This is a genomic window from Pedobacter sp. UYEF25 (assembly GCF_054061655.1).
Genome location: NZ_JBSSEL010000012.1, coordinates 92,634 through 114,526 on the forward strand (window position 1 = coordinate 92,634; position 21,893 = coordinate 114,526).

Sequence of the window (21,893 nt, forward strand, 5' to 3'; positions counted from 1 at the left end):
TTTAATAGTGTTTAGTGCCTTTACGGCTTATTTGTATGGTTTCAATTTTACTAACATCGTTAATGGTGCGGGCATTTAAAGAACTAACTCCGCCTTCTACTGCATCGGGTCCGTCATCATGCGCACGGCTTGTAGGGCTTAGCGCCTTAAACTGCCCTTCCATTGCTACCATGTGCGGGTTTTCTTGTAAATCTTTGTTGAAGATTAAATAGCCGTTTCGGTTTAGCGGGTTAAGTGTAGATTCTATACGATGGTATTTATCTGGCTTATCTCTTGGATCGGGCACAGGGTGAATGGTAATACCATGTTTGATATTTGCAGCCTTGATCTCTATTTTCAACAAATCATCTATCCACGGCCACTCAATAATAAAGTAAATAGGCACCACGCCTCGCACATAATTATAGATCTCGTAATTCCAATCTAACATATCAGAAGTGGTGGTTTGCGCACAATAAGCTTTTAACACATGGTATTGATCTCGCCACCTACCAATTAATGCTGTAGCCTTAAAATCGCCTTTCTTTTTGTACGATGGATCTGTATAAGAAATTAGAAACTTATACTCTTTGAGCGGGCGCATTTGCCCGTAATAAAGTTTCTCGAAAACCTTGCCCTCTGTAATTGGATTGTTGTAGTATTCGCCCTGTTGTGCTTTGTAGCTTAATACCCGCAAGGCGATATCTATAAAAGCTTCGGTGTTTTTTTGTGGCCAAGTAGATACACCGTTTTCATCTCTAATGTTTACAATCTCGAAACTATCAGCTACTTTCATAGCTAAGGTGATACAAGAGTATTCTGCAATGATGTTACCGTTAAAGATCACTAACAAAGGCACCGAGATAGAACGGGTTGGAATTAGCGCACGTTCTAGCCAATCGTAGTCTTCTGTAACTGTATCCGGGTTGCGGCACTTTGCATCGGTATCAAAATCATCTACAATAATACCATCGGGGCGGTACTCATCTTGCCTGGCACCACGCGGAGATTGACCCGCACCAATGGCACGAAAGCTAAAACCCGATTTTGTGGTAAATTCGCCCGATTCCCAATGGCCTATGTTTTTTTGAATGCCGTAATCGTTAATAATACGCGCATTGTTTTCTAAAATAGATTTGTATGGCATTAGCAGCCTAACTGCATTATCGTAACTGTTGCTGCCCAAAAACCAATTGCGTTTCTTTTTGGTAAGCGAAAGCTTTAAAGCTTCCATCATGGTACGCCCCGACTTAGCTAATTCTCTACTCCAAGGACGCACTAAAAAGTACTCGGGGTTTCGCATTACCAACTTGGTAGAGCGAATGTGAAACGGTGCAGGCTCTGAGCTATAGAAGTTTGGGCAGTAGTATTTAAACCAAGCTTCATCGTTACCCTCTAGCTTTTCTACACGCTTGCGCTTCTCTAGCTCGCTTTCGTTAATGTTAACCGGGAATTGCTTGCTTTCATTAATGATAAACTTATCCCAATTAATGAGAGCCTGTTTATCTATAGCCGCTTGTATTTGCTGAATTCTATCGTGCATTACGAACGGGATTTAATGAAGATATCTGCCCATTTGCTAATCATTTTGCTATCTGCCGGGCTTTCTGGGCGGACAAAGTTTATAAGTGAAATAAAGGCGTGTACAATCTCGTGCATAGCTGCTTTTGTTTCTAGCTCTTTAATGTCTTTTACGAGCTTGCGTCGTACATCGCCCATTTTGCTATCGGCAAATCTTTGCCCTTCTGGCTTTAATTTAATGGCGTTCTGTATTTCGGTTAACTCATCTAAAAGATCGCTCATGCGCTCGGAGCGTGTTAAAAGCAAGTTTCTTTTAAGCTTCTCCCAGTTGTCTTTCTCTTCTCGTACCCACTTGCCCATTGTCTTTTCGGTAACGCCAACACGCTCTGCAAGTTCTTTTTGGGAGGTAATGCCCTCTTTAATATACCAAAGCTTTGTGCTTTCTTTTAGCCTTACTACCTCGGCTTTTGTGAGTCGTTTTCCTGCCATAACAGTACAAAAATGGTATATAAGTTATGTATAGTAGATTTTATGTTTTCAAGTACAAAAACAGCATTACCAATGCGGATGCGTGGGTTTGCCACTTGTAAACCTTAATTTTTTTAGGGTAAAAAGTCGGGTTACGTTTGCATAACAAATACGATAAACGGCGATGCTAAAATCTACCAAACGCTTCTTGTTAACGAGTGAGAAAAAGAATAACCAAGGCTTTAAGGTTAGAACTGCGGGCATAGATTTAACCGATTTCTATAACAACCCAATTATGCTTTTTATGCATGAGCGCCCGAAAGGCTTAAGCACTACAGAGGTGCTGCCGTTGGGTTTTTGGGCTGACTTGGAAATTTTGGCAGATGGTAGAGTGTACGGAACGCCCGTTTTTGATGATACGGATGACTTTGCAGTAAAGATTTACAACAAGGTAGAAAACGGAACTATTAAAATGGCATCGGCTGGGCTTGCCCCTGGTACTTTTAGTGATGATCCTTTGGACCTTTGGCTAGAGACTTCTATAGGTGTAGAATTTAGCATTGTAGATCGTGGTAGCAATAGCGAAGCATTAAGTAGCTCCATTGCCTTATACAACAAAACAAATGAGCTGGTAACCCTATCAGACTTTCAATCCATTATAAATTCAACTAAATCTTCAGAAATGAAAATCATTCAATTAAGTGCTGCAACTGCGGCCTTGCTATTATTAAAAGATGGCGCTACCGAAACCGAGGCGCACACTGCAATTGAAAGTTTGGTAACGCTTGCCGCTACGAACAAAACAGCAATTGAAACCTTAACAGCCGACAAAGCAGCTCTAGCGACTGAGAAAGTAGAGCTACAGACGAAAGTAGATGAAGCTGTAAATCTTGCATCTACAGAGAAGGTAATTGCCCTGGTAGATAAAGCAATCGATGTAGATCGTAAGATCACTGCCGATTTGCGCGAAGACTACATTAAGTTGGGTTTTGATACTGCGAGCTCTATGCTTGCTAAAATGCCTGCAAATCCAACCATTAACTCCAAGGTAGAGAAAGAGGGCGGAGCTGCAAAACAAGACCCCGATTTTGTAAAGTTGAGCTATTCGGAGTTAGACAAAGCTGGTAAGCTTATTAAGTTGAAAGCAGACAACTTAGAATTGTTTAAAGCCAAGTTTAAAGAGCAATACAGTACAGATTATACAGGCTAATCCCCCTTGCCCCCAATGGGGGAATAAAAAGGGATTTAAACACCATTTAAACACACAAAAAGAAAATACACCCATACATTTAAACACCCAAATAACGTGAAAAATTTAAAATTAAAACCCTTAGCCTTACTTTACAATGTACTTGTTTGGCTTGTAGTATTTACCATTGGCGGTTTATCGCCGGTGATGGCTTTGGGCGCTGCCTGTGTTGCAGGCACCGTAACCGGATCGGCTTTGAGTTTTACAAGTTTTGGCTTAGCAATGGCCATACAGGTAGAGATTTGGCAGAACCATATTGAAGAGGAGTTATTTAAGGATAATACCTTTCTAAAAAAATGTTTCAATGCCGATCAATACGTCCTCGAAGGTAAAATTGTGCACATCCCACAGTCGGGCGGTTCTGGCACAACAGTAAAAAACAGAACTTCGTTACCCGCTAATGTTCGTAAAAGAAGTGATACAGATATAGTTTACGCTTTAGATGCTTACACTACAGACCCTGTTTTAATCCCTAATGCAGAACAGCACGAATTAAGTTATGACAAGCGTAACTCGGTACTTGGCGAAGATAAAGACAATCTTAACGAAACCATTGCAGAAGAGGTATTGTACGATTGGACTAACAGCCCGTTAAACTCTACAAGCTTGCCTGCTAGTGCTATTTTTAAAACTTCTGGTGCTGCAATTGCCGCCACTTCAGATGCTGCAACTGGTACTCGTAAAAAAGCTACGCTTACAGATTTACAAATCATGAAAACTTATTTTAAAAATAAGAAACGTTGGTTTGAAGGTAAAATGAATGCTTTATTAACACCACAAATGGAAGCTGATTTGTTTCCTGCCGATAGCGTGGTTACTGCCACTTATATGGCATCTGTATCTCAAGCAGAACGCGAGAGTGGTGTAATTGCTAAAGTACAGGGTTGGAATATTATGACGCGCTCTACCGTGTTAGTAACTACTAGCGCATTTGCTATTAAGGCACCAGGTGTAGTAGGTGCAGCGGGTGATAACGAAGCATCTTTATTCTGGTATGAAAATGCAGTTGAGGCTCCTATAGGTGCAGTAACTGCATTCGAGCAAATGAAAGCTCCTCAATTCTATGGTGATGTTTATTCTTTCGAAGTACGTATGGGCGCTAGAGCTAGACGTGCAGACTACGGCGGTATTGCTGTGTTAACGCAAGATGCGGCTGCATAATCCTCCAAACCTCCAAAGGAGGCTTAAGGGCACATAACATAAAGGTTAGACACAACTAAATAGCGGGGAGGCGAAACGCCACCCGCTTAACCTAAATCCCCTAAATCCCCAAAGGGGACTTTGAATAACGAGAACATGAGGCAGATCAATTACATCGTATTGCATTGCACGGATGGGCCACCAAACCAAAGTACAGCAGAAATACTGCACTATTGGAAAACGGTTAACGGGTGGAAATCTCCGGGTTATCATTTTGAGATTAATGCAGATGGAAGTTTCGAGCAGTTGTTGCCAATAGAGCAGGTTGCAAATGGTGTAAAAGGTCACAACCAAAACTCCGTGCACATCTCTTATAAAGGCGGTCAAAAGGGAATAGATACCCGTACCTGTGGGCAAATACAAACTCAAATTAAGCTCATTAACGACATGCGGGTTAAATTCCCAAATGCAAAGATTTTAGGGCACCGAGATTTTGCTGGTGTTACCAAATCCTGCCCGTCTTTTGATGTGGCAACGTGGTTAAAAAAAGTAGGAATAAAGCAATTATAATGACAAATGGACATAACAGACAGCCTACAAAAGATTACGCTAAAGGAGATAGCGCAAACACCCTTTGCGTGGGCACTTTATGCAATTACACTCGTGCTAGTAAGTGTAATTTTTGCCCAACGTCAAGATATGATTCAAGAGAGAAAAGACCACAACCTAGAGATTAAAGAAGAGCGCAAGCTTAAAGATGATATTGCAACAGCCTACATGGTAGAACACATGACAAACCAACAAATACAAAAAACGGTAGATAGTACCGCGATAAAAAACTATAAGAAAAATGAAAAATAACACTTATAAAATTTTATTCTTTGTTGCTGTTATAGCAATACTCGGGCTTTTAATAAAGCTTGCCTTTCCGAGTAAAGATGGCGTTAAACTATCAGACCGAAAGGAAACCACTATTATAGATGATGCTATGATAGATGCCAAAAAGCTAGCGGAATCTGTTAACTCTAAAGGTTTAAAGAAAGCCACATTTGAGCGTAAGGCAGACATTATAGGCAATGGCGATTTAAGCAAGTTACCAATAAGCCAATCGGTGCTAGATAGCTTAATGTTGGATAACACAGATAAAACCAAAAAATACCAGAGCGTGGTTGCTATAAATGCCACACTTTCTGCAAAAGGCTTGAAAGCGGAAAAGCAATTAGACAGCTTAAGCCATGTTTCTTACTTTCATCAAGATTCTACCATTACCGCACGCTTTACGCTAAATGATAAAGGTGGTATTTTCGACATTACCGGTAAAATTAGATTAGCTACGAAAACCTATACCGAGAAGAAAAACATTTTTGCACCTACTCGATATTTTACAGATGTGCTCGTCACTGATAAAAGACTATCAATCGAAAGCCTTAAACAATTAACCATATCGCCACCACCAGGCAAGTCTAAAGTTGGCTTTGGTGTAACGCTTGGCTATGGAATCCAATTAGGAAATAACAACGAATTAAGCTATGGCCCACAAATAACTGCGGGCATACAATATAGATTTTAACAACCGTAAAATATATCGTTATGAAACTTACATCATCCCAAAAAAAACAAGTAGAAAGCGCCTTTGCGCACAATCCCGAAGTAGAGGTATTATATATGACTTCGGATGATCAAATGTTTACTGAAAGCGCAAAAGCTGATAGCCACTCCCAACGTCTAAAAGACGAAAAGGTATTTAGTGCGGTTAGATCTGCTTTTGAATCTGGAGAGGATCCATTGGCAACCGATAGAGCACAGGAAGCTGGCGAAGGCAAAATTAAGACTGTACAAACTATTCCAAGTGAAATTAAAGATTTAGAGCCTGGTGTAAACAAAGATGCTGCAACCTCTACCGCAGAAGATGTAGCCGCAACAAAGGCAAGTTTGGGCGAAGCTGATAAATCAGCAGAAGCAAATAAAAGCAAGATAAAAGAAGCGGCTAAGGCGGCGGTTACCGAGCAAAAAAAAGCTGTAACACCTGCAAAGGCTGCCGCAAAAGCAGATGCAAAAGCTAAAGCAGATGCAAAAGCAAAAGCTGATGAAGCTGCAAAGGTAAAAGCCGACGCTGAAGCAAAAGCGAAAGCCGATGCTGAAGCAAAAGCAGATGCTGAAGCAGATGCAAAAGTGAAAGCCGATGCTGAAGCAAAAGCGAAGGCAGATGCTGAAGCTGAGAAGTAATAAAGAAATAGCGGCGGCGATTACGCAACTGATTATCGGGCTTAGTCTAACTGGCTAAGCCCTATTTAAAACCTCGTTAAATAGTATTTAAATAGCTTAAAAAATGGAATTATATGCATTCGGTCTAAAGACCTTAAAAATGGGAACGATAGACCCAGCAACGGGTTTACCTGTAGCGCTTACCGATGTTGGTAATGTGTACAAAGATAGTGTTGGTTATACTGGTGGCGACGTTACCAAAACACCAGTCTTCTCGCAGCAAAAACCAAATACGCCTGCCAAAGAATTTTCTAGCAAAGGTGCAGGTGCTTTTGTATTTAATTTGATGAGTACGGATGTAGACAAGTTAGCTCTGTTTGCTGTTGGTACAGTTACAACGTTAAATACCGTAAAGCAGTTGAACATTGCCGATGATCCGATTACTTTGGAAGCAGCTTTTGAGATGGAAACTACCGATGGTACAAAGTTTACGATTCTACGTGGATCTGTAACATCAAAAGCTAATTGGAAGGTTGCAGATAATGGCATTTGGTTAACAGAGATTACTGTTACGCCTTTGTTGCCAAAAGTTGCAGGTTTATCATCTGTTACGGTTGTAAACCCGGCAGCATAATATGGGCGGCCAGATAGAACAGGCGGCCGCTGATACTCTTTTAGAAAGGGGCATTCCAATTCCGATTGCTGCCCCTTTTTTTATAAGATGGTTTGGTAAAAAAGAAATTCACCCAAAAATTAAAAGCCCATACTACGGCACACAGTTAAGGGTTAGCAGTTATTTCGCCTCTACAGGTTTAACCGTAGAAGCGTTAGAAAACATTAGCGTAGCAGATGCAAACCTAGTTTTTGCAAGGCACGGTAAGGTAATTAGTAAAATAATTGCTTGCGCTTTAATTAACACCCGGTTTAGAGGTTGGCTATTTACAAAAGCTTTGGCCTCTTATTTACGTTGGAACGTGAAAACCATAAAGATGTTAGATGTAGTGTACTATTTGATAGTGTTGGGTAACACACGGGATTTTCTGAATATTATCAGATCGGCGCAAAGTTTAACGATAACAGCGCCGAACCTGAGCCAACCGACTTAGGGGAGTTAAAGCCATACGGCATGCATAGCCCTTGGGGTGCGTTATACCCAATTATAGAAAAAACAGGCTGGAAACTTAACTACATTTTGTGGGGAGTTAGCTGGATAAATCTTCAGTTAATTATTGCAGATCAGCCTGCGTTTACAAAATCAAAAAAAGCGGGTGCCACAACGGTTACCCAAATAGCAGGCAAAGATTTAGCCTCGAAGTTTTTTAGCTAATGGAGAATTTAAATTTAAGCGTCGAATTAGATTTTAACCAATCGCAACTTAAGGCAGATGCCGAAAAGGCGAAGGCTGAAATTACTGGCGTTGGCAATACTGCTGAAGCTTCTGCTAAAAGAGTAACCGAGAGCGTTAAACGTATATCTCAATCAAACCAAGATTTACTGGATAAATATGCCAAGAATGCACGGGAAGCAGAGGCGATTTATGCTGCGAAACAAGCGCCGCAAAAAGCAGATGTAAGTAGCATTAAAGACCTTGCGGTCGAGGTTTTAAATCTAAAGGATGCAAACCAAGAGAACAACCAAGCGCAAAGCGAAAGTTCTAGTCTATTAAGCGGTATTATTGGTTTATTGCCCGGACTTAGCATTGCTACAGTTTTAGCCTTCGCCGCAGGTCCTATTCTAAAATACCTCTCTTCGTTAGATTTATTTAGTGAAAAAATTAAGCAATCTGTAAAAGATAAAATTGCATTTAACGAAGTGCAGCTTCAAGGGGCACAAGCTGCGCAGAAAGAAAAGGTAGAACTAGACACGCTCTACAAATCAGCTACGAACTTAAATCTACCTCTTGCAGATCGGAATAGGTTTGTAGATGAGATACAAAGCAAGTACCCCTCGTATTTTGGCAACTTGACTAACGAGGCTATTTTAGCTGGCAATGCCGCTACAGCTTATAAATCTCTATCTGAGCAGATTGTAGCAGCTGCAAAAGCGAGAGCTGCGCAAGATAGAATAGCGAAAAACCAAGCTAGAATATTAGAGAATGAGCAGCGGAATATTGATGACCAAGCCATTAATATAAAAAATGCTGCGTTAGCTAAAGCAAATGATGAGTTTTTAAAGAAAGCTGGCAACTCTGCGAGTAGCGGTACTGCTACCGGTACAGGAAGTTTTAACAATGGATTTTTAGAAAATGCCCGTAAAAAGGAAAGAGAGATTATTGATAAACGGATTACAGATCGGGCCCGAGATACTCAAATACTAAGCAATCAGAACGAGAAACTTGCAAACGCCATACAGGGCGGCATTGAGAAAAACGGTGCGATTACTATTTTAGGAGAGCCGGCTACACCGAAAACTCCTAAAGTTCCTGCTGCACCTAAAGCGCCTAAAACCCCCAAAGAAGCAAAAGACAATTACGACGGTATTTTAAAAGGTCGTGAAGATTTAAACGATAAGCTTTTGGCTTATGATGCCGAATATACCGGAAATGTATTGAGTAATGAAGATAAAGAGATAGCTAGGATTAAAGCACTTTTTGTAAAAATTCGCAAAGCAGTAGAAGATGAGAATGTAAAACTACAAGCTTATAATGATGATCCTAAAAATAAAAAGAAAGTTGCTTTATTACCTGCCGGCGATGCAGATCGTATTGAAAAAAATGCAATTGATGCGGTAGAGAAAAAACGTTTCGACAATTTACTGAAGGCAAACGAAACCTATAAGCAAAAGGCATTAAAGCTAGAGCAAGATTACGAGAAAGACAAAGCCGATTTGTTAGCCAAAGGGAAAACAGAAGAAGCAGGTGTTTTATTCGAGACGTACCAATCGCAGTTAAGCAACTTAAACGAAGTCCACATTAAAAAGCTAGACAGCTATAAAAACCTATACAAAGGCATAGAGTTGTTAAGCAATGCAGAAGCCCAAAAGGTTATAGATAGTGCCAAAGAACTGCTAAATCGTGCAGATTTCCCCAAAGAATTATACGCAGAATTTAAAGCCTTAATAGAGAAAGCAGAAGTAAGTCTTACGAATAGAGCTTATGATGCTCTTGGTAAAATTGGCGATGCGTTTGTTGGTATGGCCAACGGCGTTAAAGACTTAGATGAAGGCTTGGCCAATTTGATAGGCACTTTGGGCAATGTGCTTAAAGCAGCCGAAACCGTAGGCAAAAGCATTGGCGGTATAAAAAAAGGCATTGCAGATTATTCTAAAACCAAAGCAGATGCTGGCGGCGGTTTTCTTGGTAGCATTGCCGGTATTGCAGGCGTTGCGGGTCCGGTTGGCGCGGCGGTTGGTGCTGTTACAAGTTTAGTATCTGGTATTGTTAATATTTTTAAAGCCGCAAAGGAATCATCAGACAAAGCAAAAAAAGAAATTGCAGACTACTACGCCACAGCAAAAGCAGGCGAGTTAGATTATAACCGAACACTCCGAGAACGTGCAAGAACACAACAAAGCATAACTGATGCCACATTATCTGAACTAGATGCAAGAAAGCAACTCCTCAACACGCAAGGCAGTCAGGCGCAGCAAGATTATGACAATGCGCTTAGAGATATACAAGCCAATGGAAAGCAGATAACTGGAGAACGCACCGAGAAATACGGAGGCTTTTTAGGTATCGGTAGAAAAACAAGGGTAGTACAAGATACTGCTGGGATTAACGGATTAACTTATGATCAGTTAGAAAAACTATCTGCTGGTGGTAAGTTAGATGCAGCTACCCAAAAGCTTTACGAAAATCTAAAGAAATCTCGTGATGAGTTAGATGCCATTGGCGCAAGTGCAGAAGAAACGGCCGCCGCTTTAAATAAAGTAATAACCGGCACAACTGCACAGAGCATTACCGATGGTATTATCCAGGGATTTAAAAATGGAGACGATGCAGCAACGAGCTTTGCTAACAATTTTAAAGACTTGATGGATAATGCCGCCATTAGCATTTTTGAGAGCACCTACCTAAAGGGTGCGATTGCAGGATTTTACGAAAATTTTGCAGCCGCGGGTAAAGATGGTATTTACACAGATGCAGAAAAAGAAGCGCTAAAAGCAGAGTATCTAGCAATTGGCGAAGAAAGTAAAAAACGGCTAGATAATTTAACAGATATAACCGGTACTAAAAAAAGCTCCAACAACCTACAAGGCGCTTTTAAATCTGCATCTCAAGATAGTATAAACATTCTTGCAGGTTATACCGCAGGCGCTCGGTTGGCGGCATTGGCGGGCAATGTAATTGCGAAAGATAATGCACAAAGTCAGCTGGTAGAAATGAGAGCTGCACAACTTACCCGGTTACAAATACAGGCAAACACATTAAGAACTGCCGATAACACCGACAGTTTGCAAGATATAAAGATTGGCATTGCAGTAATTGCAAAGGCAACCTCAGACACTTACAATTATGCACTTAGAGCCTCTGGGCAGAAAGGAATTTAAAAATGGATACAATAGATGGCATATTATTTAGCGACTTAGGTATCATAATTTCTGCTTGGACAGACTTTTTAAAGATGCCCGAATTAAAGCCGCCCTATACTAACGATTGGCCTGATGAAAACGGCATTGAAGTAGATTTAACTGCGCCAATTTTTAAACATAAGCAAGTAAGTATTTCATTTGCGATGGTTGCCGATAGCGAAACGGAATATTGGGCAAATTACCGCGCCTTATTTAACCTTTTGGCAAAGCCCGGTTTACGTAGAATATATGTAGCAGACTATCAGCGCAGCTTCTTTCTGTATTACACCGGCACACAAACGGCCGAAGCCATTACGAACATTGCAGGTAAAACCTCTATTGGGGTAAAGTACGTTTTGCAGTTTACCGAGCCTGTGCCTTCTATGATGGTGCCCTACGCTTTCTTAACTAAAAAAGAAGGCGGCTACCTTTTAACCAACGATAATAAACTCATAAACACTAATACTTAAGATTATGCCAACTGAAACTAGCGAAGACCAACCTATAAGCGGAATACCAGATGCAACATCGATTGTTGGCGCTAGAATTTTGGGTACTGATGCTGATGGGAAAACAAAAAACTTTAAAATATCTGATATTAAAGGAGATTTAAAAGGAACGGCAACTGCGGCTACTGATCCGGGTACGCCTGTACTCGCACAATATTGGAAAGCAAAGCCCGGTGTAACTTATACAAATTTCTTGGATGCGAATGCAGCTGCTATAACTATACCGGCTAAGGTTGGAGAGTTATTTGTGTTGACTGCTGAATTGGTTTTTGATGGAACGAACTGGGCGGCGGAATATAGTGAGGTAAGTTTGAGTTTCACCGGTTATGCTACTACGGTAGACCTAAATGCATATCCAAGATCAAATACAATTTTAGATGGCGCAAATACATATAACTACCTTGACGATATTGATGGGTTTTATATTAATTCGACTTCAGGTGCATTATCCGCAAATGGCACAAGTGCAGTTTCTAAAATTTATCCAATTACAGCAGGGCAAATAATATATTTGTTTAACCGCACAGGAGATTCTAATTTCAGATTTTTAGACGCTTCAAATGTTGCATTAAAACCCTTAAAAACGGATGGAACTGCATACCCTGCATTTTCAACAACGCTAAATGGTGGAGTCAAAGCCCCCGCTGGAGCAGTAGGGTATCAATTTACTACAAAGTTCACAGGGACGACCAATAGGACAAATATTATAGTTTCTTCATCTTCTACTGTGTTAACTACTATAAAACAGGCTCTAATACCACCTTTACAACAAGTTACAGATTTGCAAGCATCAGTGGCTGCAAGTCAGTTAGTTCTACAAAGTGGAGTAGACTCCAATACAACGGCTTTAAATGCTTTAAATTCAGATATTCCAATATCAAGAATTAATAAAGGAGAAAGCACTGCAACACCAGAGGCTTTCCCCCCTGCTGTTGAGGGCGTTGGTGGATTCGGCGTTACAAACATTGCAGATACCACAAGCCCTACAAAAGACATTGTTGGTAGAAAACATATATTCTCTAATACAATGACCGCTGATGGCGCTACTTGCTACCGTATTTTCAACATTTTAATAGGAACAAATAGACCGCCGATAGTTTCATTCGCTTTTTGGGTTAAAAAAACAGAATTTCAAGCAATTTTTACTACTGGTATTAATAGTTATTTTGGTGTTAAGAATTTTACTGTTAATCCAACATTAGTTTTAGCAGGAACACCGCAGACAGTATCGCCAGCTGGAGCGATTACAGAATATACTTCGGCAACCTTAACCGCCACAAAAATTGCAGAGGTTGGTGCTTATATTCGTTTAAGGCTTACATTTTCTGCAATCACTTGGAATAGTGGTTTTGTGGGAACTTCTATTCCTTACTACTTCCTATTTAACGGCGCAGCATCAAATGGTAAAAGCATGGAGTTTATTGACTTCACTGTTTTATTTAATCAAGAGCCACAGGGCACAATTATATATCCAGACCCTCAAAACGCTTTTGGAAGCAACGTAGTTAGTTTAAAGGGCATACAGGCAGATGTTACCGCCTTGAAAGCAGGAAGTGGATTAGGTAGCGTAAAGGTTAAAAAGGTAGGTGCATTTGTTTATGTATCGTCTCCTTGGAGCGCAACGCTCGACCTTGTAAAAGCTTTTGAGATTAGGCAAGGGTCGTTCTTAAACAACGGAAACCTTAACTTCCTAAACGATTACACCGTAACGAAAGGCTCGGACATTTCTGTACAGGGAACGCTATTGAAAGTAAGCACCGATGATATTACGCCTGTAAGCGTAAATGGAAGTTATGTCGGCGGAAACCACTCTTGGAACCAAGTTAGAAATATTGTAGCCTCATCACACGGAAAAACACTTGCAGACGTTGGGGCGATTTATAAGGATTCCGCAAATAATCAATTTACAATTTTAAGAATTTTGGACGCTAATAATATTTGGGCTATTGGGGACGATAATTTGCCAGAGGGGCAGTATGGTTTTAATGTGCCAGTTATCGGAAATCTTACCTACGTTTCAAATGGAGTAAATAACACAACTTTCTCTTTTAGTTCAAGCGCAAGCGCAGGTAACGGGTACACAACAGTAACCCAAACGACACCTGTTATGATGTTAGATGGTAAAACAAAAATCACAGCCGATGGAACTTATTATTGTGAGTTTATGGATGTATTAGAGACTTACAATATTTTAGACCTCAAAACAATACGAAGCGGAATTACATCAGGACGACCAACAGGTGGATATTTGACGCAGCCTTTATTTAATCAATTTGGCGATGCATTGGTAAATATATCGAATACGTACCGATTTACGGATAATGGGAACACAGTAGTTTTCAATAATTTCAGGGACTACAAGGCTATAACATTATCATATTCTGGAGTAATACAGTGCATTAAAATCACAGATCCAAACACACTTTACATTCCGAAATCTTTACCTATTTCAGATGGGGTAAAAACATTTGACTTTAGAAATAAAGAAAGTTGGACAGCAGTTCCGGCAGCTATAATGAATTTAACTTCTGCCTATTGGGAAAATCCACTTTCGCCACCAGATAGGTTTTTAAACACAAGCGCGAACTTAAATTTAATGGCAGGGTACATTACAGATAGAGGCTCGCAGACAAGCAGAAAGGACGCAGTTAATAATGCTATATTTTTAAACACGACAGGTAAAATTTATCCCTATGCTTTCGATAAACCCTATGTTCTGTCCGCAAATTCAAGCTTCTCAACCGTAGCTTTTAGAAGTTATACAAATCCTGCAAACAATCCAACAGGCAGAACTAATTTCAGCTATGTCGATTTGGGAAATACCATATTTATATTCTTGGACTATCATGGAGCGATCGATGATAATATAGCTGCAAACACGAAATGGATAGGTAAAAAAGTTGAGGTTTATGAGAAAAATGCAAAATGCATTTTATTCGGCAACGTGGTAACCGCAAGCATAAATATATTAAGCACCGCATCAGCAACAGATTACGGATTTATAGTTTTAAAAATTAGTTAATTTCTATGCTAACCATCCTCCGCGGAAGCGTACCACTAATTAATGTAATACCCGATGTAATGGATTACCAACACAAGCAACGTAATGGCATAGATTACTTGGTGTTGAATTTTCCGCGCATTAGCGGTACGGCTACTACTTTGGCTTTTGGCGATACTGTAGAGGTTTTTGGTAAGACGTACTATTTAAACAGTTTGCCGCAGCTTACTAGGGTTGGCAACAGGCGGGTAAATTTCTCATGTGTGTTCGAAGCAGAACATTATTCGTTAAGCAGGGTGCGATATATGTATTTAGATATTGCCAATAACCTGCGAGAGCGATCTTTTAGTTTAATGGGCGATCTTTCGGTATTTGCAGGGCTTGTGGTTTTAAATTTAAATAGAGACTATCCGGGCATTTGGAAATTAGGAACTATAGAGGTTACTGAAACTAAGAATCTACCATTCTCTAGTGTTAATTGTCTGGAGGTTTTAAACACATTGAAGGATGAATTTTCTGTCGAGCTTTGGTTTGATGGTAATGTGATAAACTTGGCCACTCGTAACATTGATAGCGGGCTAAGCTTTTCTTATGGTATAAGGAAAGGTTTAACAAGCATACAGCGTAACAATAGAGCCGATGATAACGATATGCCTATCACACGTCTTTATGTGTATGGCGGTAGTAGGAATTTGCCCGATGGTTACCGCAACTATGCTAATACTTTGCAGCTTGATGGGCCAATTGAGTTAACGCCAAACCCAAATAATTACCCGTTAAATGAGGCAGATATAGAATTTCCAGATGTTTTTCCTCAATACGTTGGTACAGTAAGCTCGATTGATGATTATTTAAATTTTTATTGCGCTTTGATTCCTTTTAATATTAATGATTATTTGATAGCAGGCTTGGTTGCTAAAGTGACTTTCCAAACAGGGCAACTTGCGGGATATGAGCTAGAGTTGAGCGCGTACAACAATACGACCAAGAAGTTTACTATAAATGTTTTAAAGACAGAAACGGCTTTAGAAATTCCATCGGCAAATGTATTTGCAGATGTTGGCGATTTGTTTATCGTTACAGATATTCAAATACCAACCGAGTTTGTTACGGAATCAGAGGCTAGGTTGCTTCAATTTGGGCAAGATCATTTAGATTTAAATTCGTTCCAAAAATCAAGCTATACGGTATCGCCAGACCAAAAGTATTTTAAGGATAATGATATTTTGCTTTCAGAAGGTTCGCAGGTCCATTTGATAGATGAGGGTTTGAATGTAGATAGGTTGATTAATCTTGAGAGCTTTAAACGCTATTTAAAAGCGCCGTGGGCTTATGAGTTGGAACTGGCAGACAAACCGATTGTGAGCCTCGCTACACGGTTGCTTCGTCAACAGATTAAGCAAGCAGCAGATATTAAACCAGTACCGGCAATTAGAAGTCCGAAGGTTTATACCGTAACCAAAACACAGAACTTTACACGCAACAATTGTGTTGGTACGACAGGGACTGTTGTTGAGTTTTCAAAAAAATACATTTCAAATGTATCTCTTGCCGATGCAAATACGCAACAAACTGCTGATGAAAGTAATTTTGCTACTGCTGGGCAGGCGAACGCAAATGAGAAGGGCAGTTGTTACGTAGTTAAGCCTTTAATTACGATTTCGCTTATTGATGTTACCAAAACAAACAAAAAAGCAAGCTTCACAGTTGAAGCATCACAGGCCGTTGGTAGTTTGATAACGGTTAAGGTAAGTGTGTCTGGAAATAGTTCTGGCAATTATCAAACAGGCACGGCTGATATAGATACCGGCACAACAGAAGGGTCTGGCGTTACAACGCTTACCTCTGGAGATTTTACGCCAGAGGATACTTTAACAGGCGCTGTTGTAGAGGTAACGCCAACCGAAGATGCAAACTATAGGTATACTTTTTAATGAGTTAAAAAAAAAACGCCCCAGCTCCATTTCGTAAACTCTCACATAAACAAAAAAGAATGCATTAAGCACTTGCTGAGGCGTAAGCCAAGCAGATTTGCAAAATACATTCTGTTTATGTGAGAATACAAAAGTAATAATAATAGTAACGAAATGGGAAAGATTAATTTAAAAACGCCAATTAGCTATTACGGCGGTAAACAGAAGTTAGCTACAAAAATTTTAAGTCTCATACCAGAGCATAAACTTTATTGTGAGCCATTTCTTGGCGGTGCAGCTGTATTTTTTGCAAAGCAAAAATCAGAGATCGAAGTTTTAAATGACACAAATAAAGAGCTTATTAACTTTTACAAAACAGTTCAGAACGAATTTGTAGCATTGGAAATGGAGATAAGAATTTCTTTGCATAGTCGAGATTTGCACCGTAAGGCCTCTGTTATTTATAACCATCCGGATATGTTTACGGAAATTAAACGGGCATGGGCAGTTTGGGTGTTGAGTTCTCAAAGCTTTAGTTCTCAGTTAGATAGTAGTTGGGGCTATGATTTGAGTAAGAACACCACGACAAAGAAGATTATAAACAACCGAGATCGTTTTACCGAAGAAATGGCTATCAGATTGCAGAATGCACAGATAGAAGCCGCTGACGCTTTGTATATCATCAAAGGGCGTGATACTTTAAACTCTTTCTTTTACTGCGACCCACCTTATTTTAATAGCGATTGTGGGCATTATGATGGTTATAGTGAACAGGACTTTGAAAATCTTTTAAAGGTGCTGTCTGGGTTAAAAGGAAAGTTTCTATTGAGTAGTTATCCCTCGCCGCTGTTATTAAAGTACGCGAAGTTATATAAATGGAATATGTGGAGCGTTGAGAGTGGGGTGTCTATTAATAGTAAGGGAGGTTATTTAAAGCGGAAGGTTGAAGTGTTAACTGCTAACTATCCGATTGATTAAATACTGTTTAAAAGCCATTTAATTATTTGTTAAATGGCTTTTATTTTTTTGGTTTAAACTGCTATTTTTGGCAAAATTGTTTTTAAAGTGCGGAAAAATCGTTTTGGCGCTTATATTTTAAATTTACGCTGTCAAGACAGGAAAAGCAGCCGAAATCCCTAATTTTGAATGATTAAAAATAAAGACATGACCATTAACGTATATACCGAGCAAACGCCCAATCCTGCTACCATGAAATTTATGGTAAATAAACTTCTTATCAATGGAAGTGAAGATTTTGCTACAAAAGAAAGTGCCGAAAGGTCTCCATTTGCCAAAGAATTGTACAAATTCAATTTTGTTTCGGGCGTGTTTTTCGCTAGTAATTTTGTTACCATAACAAAAACATCAGATGCCGAATGGGCTGATATTGAGGCTATTCTTAAAGAATTTGTTAAAGGTGCCGTGGAAGCCGAGCTTAAAATAACTGAAGTAAGTGCGGAAGATACTCCAAGTTTTGAAGGATCAGAAACTGAAATAAAAATTCAACAGATTTTGCACGATTACGTTAGACCCGCTGTAGAGCAAGATGGAGGGGCAATTTCCTACAAATCCTTCGATGAGGGAGTAGTAACGGTTGAACTTAGAGGTTCTTGCAGTGGCTGTCCATCTTCTACAATTACGCTAAAATCTGGCATTCAAAGCTTATTACAGCGCATGGTTCCTGAAGTTACGGAGGTGGTTTCAGAATCCTTATAAAATATTTTTTTCTCGTTGATTAGAAAGCCTGTAGCGTTATTATCGCAGGCTTTTTAAATGTAGCGATGTTTTTATTAATTCGATTTAAAAATATCTGTTTACTGCTTCCAGCAACTCCGAAGTTATTTTTCTATTTGTTGCTATCACCTGCCTTTTTTCTAAAAACGAATTGCCGCCAGCAAAATCCAATACCTCTCCCCCGGCCTGCTGTACAATAAAACAACCTGCGGCGATGTCCCAAGCTTGAATATTAAATTCGAAGTATGCTTCAAATCTTCCGCAAGCAACATAGACTAAATCAGTTGCGGCAGAACCTATGCGCCTTAAACCATGTGTCTTTTGCATCATTTCGTTAAGCAACTGCATATACTGGGGTAGCTTGTCAAATTCGTAATATGGAAAACCAGTAGCCAATAAACTAGACTTTAAATCTGGATTGGCGGACACTCTGATCTCTTTTTTATTTAAAAACGCACCCCCGCCTTTGTAGGCATAAAACATTTCTCCACGGTTTAATTCGTATACAACACCCAACACAGCTTCTCCATCTTGGTAGAGCGCCACACTTACCGCATAGGTCGGGATTCCATGGATGAAGTTTGTCGTACCATCCAACGGATCAATGATCCACGTAAAGTTTTTACCTGCCCTATTTATGGTTTTTTCTTCTGTTAAAAATCCTGCATTAGGAATTAATTTATCTAAGTTGTTGACCAGCTTTTCTTCCGCAGCTTTATCTACGTAAGAAACCATGTCATTTAAACCCTTATATTCCACCTTGTCAAGATCAAATTGTAAGGCCTCTTTTCTAATGAAGTTTCCTGTGAGCCTTACGATATTTACTACGCTAGTGCACAATTTTTCGTAATCCATAAAATTATTTTATTGGCCTTCGCCAAGAAGTAGATGACTTATTAAATCTTTGGTTTAGCTTAATTTATTACCTTTTCGAAGCGCGTAAACACAAAGGCCAATACCTCCAATAACAAGAAAAGTAGAAATCATTTCTGCCTGTGTAAACGCAAGGCCAAAGGCGTGGTATTTAGAATTTACCCTTATAAGTTCGATTAAGAAGCGCTCAACCCCAGCTAAAATCATATAAATTCCGAACATCAGCCCTGGCGCTTTAAGCTGTTTCCTGATGCTCCATAAAAAAGCGAACAAGAGTAAGCAAATAATTACTTCATAAAGCGGTGTAGGATAAACGCCTTCAGCCAATTCATGACAAAATTTCCCTACGCAACCGTCTATTGGAATCCCCTCATTTATAACGTTGTTTGGATATTTGTAAGACCACAACCAATCTGGCAACCAATTGAAGGGTTTTGGGTTCAAATTCGGAATGCCCCAATCGCCATCTCCAGCCAAATGACACCCGATTCTTCCCACCCCATAAGCCAACATCATGCCTGGTCCACCAACATCCAACATATGAAGCGGCCTAATTTTATTCCTTTTCGCAATAACTAATACGGCGGCACCACCACAAATTAACCCACCGTAAAAAGTGAGTCCACTAAAAGACAGCAGCCTTTCTACAGGATTTGCTACAAAGTCATTCCAATATTCAAGATTATCGAAAAATTTCGCCCCTAAAAAACCCCAAACTGCAGCCCAAACAATCATATTGCTCATCAATTGATACGGATGTACAATAACCTGCGTAGCTTTAGGCTTATCCAATTTGAACTTCGCCTTTTCTTTATAATCCCAGTAGGCAAAAAGCACCGCAAAAGCTAATCCACCCAAAATATTCCCCTTTAAAGAAAGTAAGACGGTTTGCGCATCGCTCACAAAAAGCGAGTAATTAAGCAATGCAAACACTAATTTGTACCCAATTAAAAAACCAAATAGTGCATTTAAAAAAAGCTCTAAAGTTGTTGCTGGCTTACCTACGACAATTGTTTTTGTAACAGGATGTAGAATCCCTAAGCCTTCCTTTCGCTTTAACTCCTCAGAAAAAGCCCAATAGCCGGCGATAAAAGCAAACGCAACGAAAACTCCAAAAGTATTGAACGGCATTGGAATGTTTACGCCAAACAAATATTCTATAAAATGCGAAACGGTAGGGAACATAAAAATTATTTGCTGCGAAGATAACAAACAAAGATGAAAGGCTGAAGTACCAAAGCTATAAAAGCCAAAGCATCAAATAGCGATTTATAAGACGAATACTTATGTAGTGTTAGCTTGAATTCAAATGTTTATGACTAGTTTGAAAACCTAAGAATAGTTGGAATTCACAAAATTCAGCCCCGTTTCTAAGTTTAGTTGAATGCGCTCAGCTCATTTTAAAATGGGAATTCGCACGTTTACTCCTGTCTAAAAGTATCCCATCATTGTTTAATGCGCAAAAACCGAGTCTAACTCCTCCACATCTACTTCACCATCGGCAGCAAGCGAGACCAATTTGACCGATTTTAAAGCATTGATATTCAACGGGTCATATCTGGCTCTTACTTTAACATAATTTTTGGTAAAACCATGCATGTAACCCTCTTTGTGGTCTGCTTCAAAGAGTACTTCTGCGCTACTGCCAATTTGCGACTGGTAAAAACTTCGACGTTTTTTTTCCGATAAAATATGTAGCATCTTATTCCTGTCGTTACGCTCTGAGCCAACTACAACTCCGTCCATCGCTGCAGCTGCCGTATCAGACCGCTCAGAATAGGTAAAAACGTGAAGATAAGAGATATCCAATTCATTTAAAAATTTGTAAGTTTCTAAAAAATCTTCTCTCGTTTCTCCAGGAAATCCAACAATTACGTCAACACCAATGCAACAGTGCGGCATGATCGATTTTATCTTCGCAACCCGTTCTCTGTAAAGATCACTCCGATAGCGCCTCTTCATTAAACCTAAAATCTTATCAGATCCGGACTGTAAGGGAATGTGAAAGTGAGGAACAAACCTCTTAGAAGTTGAAACAAATTCTATAATTTCGTTACTTAAAAGATTTGGTTCAATAGACGAAATACGTATGCGATCTATCCCCTCAACTTCGTCTAGGGCTTTAACTAAATGGATAAATTCGTTTTTTCGATGAGCGTCAATGATACCGAAATCGCCGAGGTTAACGCCCGTTAACACTATTTCTTTAATTCCAGATGCAGCCACTATTGTTGCGCGATCGACCACATTTTCTATTGTGTCGCTTCGGCTGGAACCTCTCGCTAACGGAATGGTGCAATAAGTGCATGGATAATCGCAACCGTCTTGAACTTTTAAGAATGTGCGGGTTCTATCTCCAATAGAATAAGAAGCTATAAAATTATGATTAACCTTTTCTATTGGCTGTTGATGAATTACGGCTTTCTCATTTTTCGTTAAATCTGTAATGTATTCAACAATCCTAAATTTTTCAGCTGCACCCAACACCATGTCAACGCCTTCTATTGCTGCAATTTCAACTGGTTTTAGCTGGGCATAACAACCTACAATTGTTACATAGGCATTTGGTGAGTTTTTTAAGGCCTCCTTTACCACTTTCCTACATTTCCTATCCGCATGATCTGTAACAGAACAGGTATTTATAACATAAACATCCGCTTTCTCATAGAAATTAACTACGGCATAACCCGCATCGGTAAAAAGCCTCCCAATTGTAGAGGTTTCTGAGAAATTAAGCTTACAGCCTAAAGTATAAAAAGCAACTTTTTTCATTAGCCCGCAAAGATAAG

General features: G+C 39.7%; 20 protein-coding genes. 15 read left to right on the forward strand and 5 right to left on the reverse strand.

Features of this window, described 5'->3' with window-relative positions:
* Nucleotide 1 precedes the first annotated feature (1 nt).
* Nucleotides 2–1,522, reverse strand: a complete 1,521-nt coding sequence (locus ACVWYG_RS12475; RefSeq protein ID WP_457270556.1) for a hypothetical protein — start codon at nt 1,520–1,522, stop codon at nt 2–4.
* Nucleotides 1,522–1,989 carry a hypothetical protein gene (locus tag ACVWYG_RS12480; protein ID WP_457270557.1) on the reverse strand — a complete coding sequence of 156 codons (468 nt, stop codon included), beginning with the start codon at nt 1,987–1,989 and terminating at the stop codon, nt 1,522–1,524. The genes ACVWYG_RS12475 and ACVWYG_RS12480 overlap by 1 nt, the downstream gene beginning before the upstream one ends.
* A 163-nt stretch (nt 1,990–2,152) precedes the next feature.
* Between ACVWYG_RS12480 and ACVWYG_RS12485 the strand changes: the two genes are divergently transcribed.
* The 15 genes from ACVWYG_RS12485 (at nt 2,153) to ACVWYG_RS12555 (ending at nt 18,213) form a co-directional block, all read left to right on the forward strand.
* A complete protein-coding gene (locus ACVWYG_RS12485; protein WP_457270558.1) occupies nt 2,153–3,178 on the forward strand; it encodes a hypothetical protein in 1,026 nt (341 codons plus the stop codon).
* A 96-nt stretch (nt 3,179–3,274) separates the two neighbouring features.
* Complete coding sequence (locus ACVWYG_RS12490) at nt 3,275–4,378, forward strand: hypothetical protein (protein ID WP_457270559.1); 1,104 nt, start codon at nt 3,275–3,277, stop codon at nt 4,376–4,378.
* 135 nt (nt 4,379–4,513) lie between these two features.
* On the forward strand, nt 4,514–4,927 hold the full coding sequence (locus tag ACVWYG_RS12495) for an N-acetylmuramoyl-L-alanine amidase (RefSeq protein ID WP_457270560.1): 414 nt from the start codon (nt 4,514–4,516) through the stop codon (nt 4,925–4,927).
* A 6-nt stretch (nt 4,928–4,933) separates the two neighbouring features.
* A complete protein-coding gene (locus tag ACVWYG_RS12500) occupies nt 4,934–5,218 on the forward strand; it encodes a hypothetical protein (RefSeq protein WP_457270561.1) in 285 nt (94 codons plus the stop codon).
* The gene (locus ACVWYG_RS12505; RefSeq protein ID WP_457270562.1) at nt 5,208–5,927 is read left to right on the forward strand and encodes a hypothetical protein; all 720 of its coding nucleotides are present in this window, start codon (nt 5,208–5,210) and stop codon (nt 5,925–5,927) included. The genes ACVWYG_RS12500 and ACVWYG_RS12505 overlap by 11 nt, the downstream gene beginning before the upstream one ends.
* Nucleotides 5,928–5,947: 20 nt before the next feature.
* Nucleotides 5,948–6,583, forward strand: a complete 636-nt coding sequence (locus ACVWYG_RS12510) for a hypothetical protein (protein ID WP_457270563.1) — start codon at nt 5,948–5,950, stop codon at nt 6,581–6,583.
* A 103-nt stretch (nt 6,584–6,686) separates the two neighbouring features.
* Nucleotides 6,687–7,196 (forward strand): hypothetical protein, encoded by a 510-nt coding sequence (locus ACVWYG_RS12515; RefSeq protein WP_457270564.1) that lies wholly within the window; start codon nt 6,687–6,689, stop codon nt 7,194–7,196.
* 1 nt (nt 7,197) lies between these two features.
* The gene (locus ACVWYG_RS12520) at nt 7,198–7,668 is read left to right on the forward strand and encodes a hypothetical protein (protein ID WP_457270565.1); all 471 of its coding nucleotides are present in this window, start codon (nt 7,198–7,200) and stop codon (nt 7,666–7,668) included.
* Between the two features lie 20 nt (nt 7,669–7,688).
* Nucleotides 7,689–7,889 carry a hypothetical protein gene (locus ACVWYG_RS12525; protein WP_457270566.1) on the forward strand — a complete coding sequence of 67 codons (201 nt, stop codon included), beginning with the start codon at nt 7,689–7,691 and terminating at the stop codon, nt 7,887–7,889.
* Nucleotides 7,889–11,053: a hypothetical protein gene (locus tag ACVWYG_RS12530; protein ID WP_457270567.1), complete on the forward strand. Its 3,165-nt coding sequence runs from the start codon at nt 7,889–7,891 to the stop codon at nt 11,051–11,053. Before ACVWYG_RS12525 ends, ACVWYG_RS12530 begins: the two co-directional genes overlap by 1 nt.
* Nucleotides 11,054–11,055: 2 nt before the next feature.
* Nucleotides 11,056–11,544 (forward strand): hypothetical protein, encoded by a 489-nt coding sequence (locus ACVWYG_RS12535; protein WP_457270568.1) that lies wholly within the window; start codon nt 11,056–11,058, stop codon nt 11,542–11,544.
* A gap of 4 nt (nt 11,545–11,548) precedes the next feature.
* Complete coding sequence (locus ACVWYG_RS12540) at nt 11,549–14,605, forward strand: hypothetical protein (RefSeq protein ID WP_457270569.1); 3,057 nt, start codon at nt 11,549–11,551, stop codon at nt 14,603–14,605.
* A gap of 5 nt (nt 14,606–14,610) precedes the next feature.
* On the forward strand, nt 14,611–16,518 hold the full coding sequence (locus tag ACVWYG_RS12545; RefSeq protein ID WP_457270570.1) for a DUF5977 domain-containing protein: 1,908 nt from the start codon (nt 14,611–14,613) through the stop codon (nt 16,516–16,518).
* Between the two features lie 153 nt (nt 16,519–16,671).
* The gene (locus ACVWYG_RS12550; RefSeq protein ID WP_457270571.1) at nt 16,672–17,475 is read left to right on the forward strand and encodes a DNA adenine methylase; all 804 of its coding nucleotides are present in this window, start codon (nt 16,672–16,674) and stop codon (nt 17,473–17,475) included.
* A gap of 186 nt (nt 17,476–17,661) precedes the next feature.
* Nucleotides 17,662–18,213, forward strand: a complete 552-nt coding sequence (locus ACVWYG_RS12555; protein ID WP_457270610.1) for a NifU family protein — start codon at nt 17,662–17,664, stop codon at nt 18,211–18,213.
* A gap of 84 nt (nt 18,214–18,297) precedes the next feature.
* On the opposite strand, the gene ACVWYG_RS12560 is transcribed toward ACVWYG_RS12555, so the two are convergent.
* The 3 genes from ACVWYG_RS12560 to mtaB form a co-directional block, all read right to left on the reverse strand.
* Nucleotides 18,298–19,086: an inositol monophosphatase family protein gene (locus tag ACVWYG_RS12560; RefSeq protein WP_457270572.1), complete on the reverse strand. Its 789-nt coding sequence runs from the start codon at nt 19,084–19,086 to the stop codon at nt 18,298–18,300.
* A 54-nt stretch (nt 19,087–19,140) separates the two neighbouring features.
* Nucleotides 19,141–20,289: a prolipoprotein diacylglyceryl transferase gene (locus ACVWYG_RS12565; protein WP_457270573.1), complete on the reverse strand. Its 1,149-nt coding sequence runs from the start codon at nt 20,287–20,289 to the stop codon at nt 19,141–19,143.
* A 267-nt stretch (nt 20,290–20,556) separates the two neighbouring features.
* A complete protein-coding gene (gene mtaB, locus ACVWYG_RS12570; RefSeq protein ID WP_457270574.1) occupies nt 20,557–21,876 on the reverse strand; it encodes a tRNA (N(6)-L-threonylcarbamoyladenosine(37)-C(2))-methylthiotransferase MtaB in 1,320 nt (439 codons plus the stop codon).
* Between the last annotated feature and the right edge of the window lie 17 nt (nt 21,877–21,893).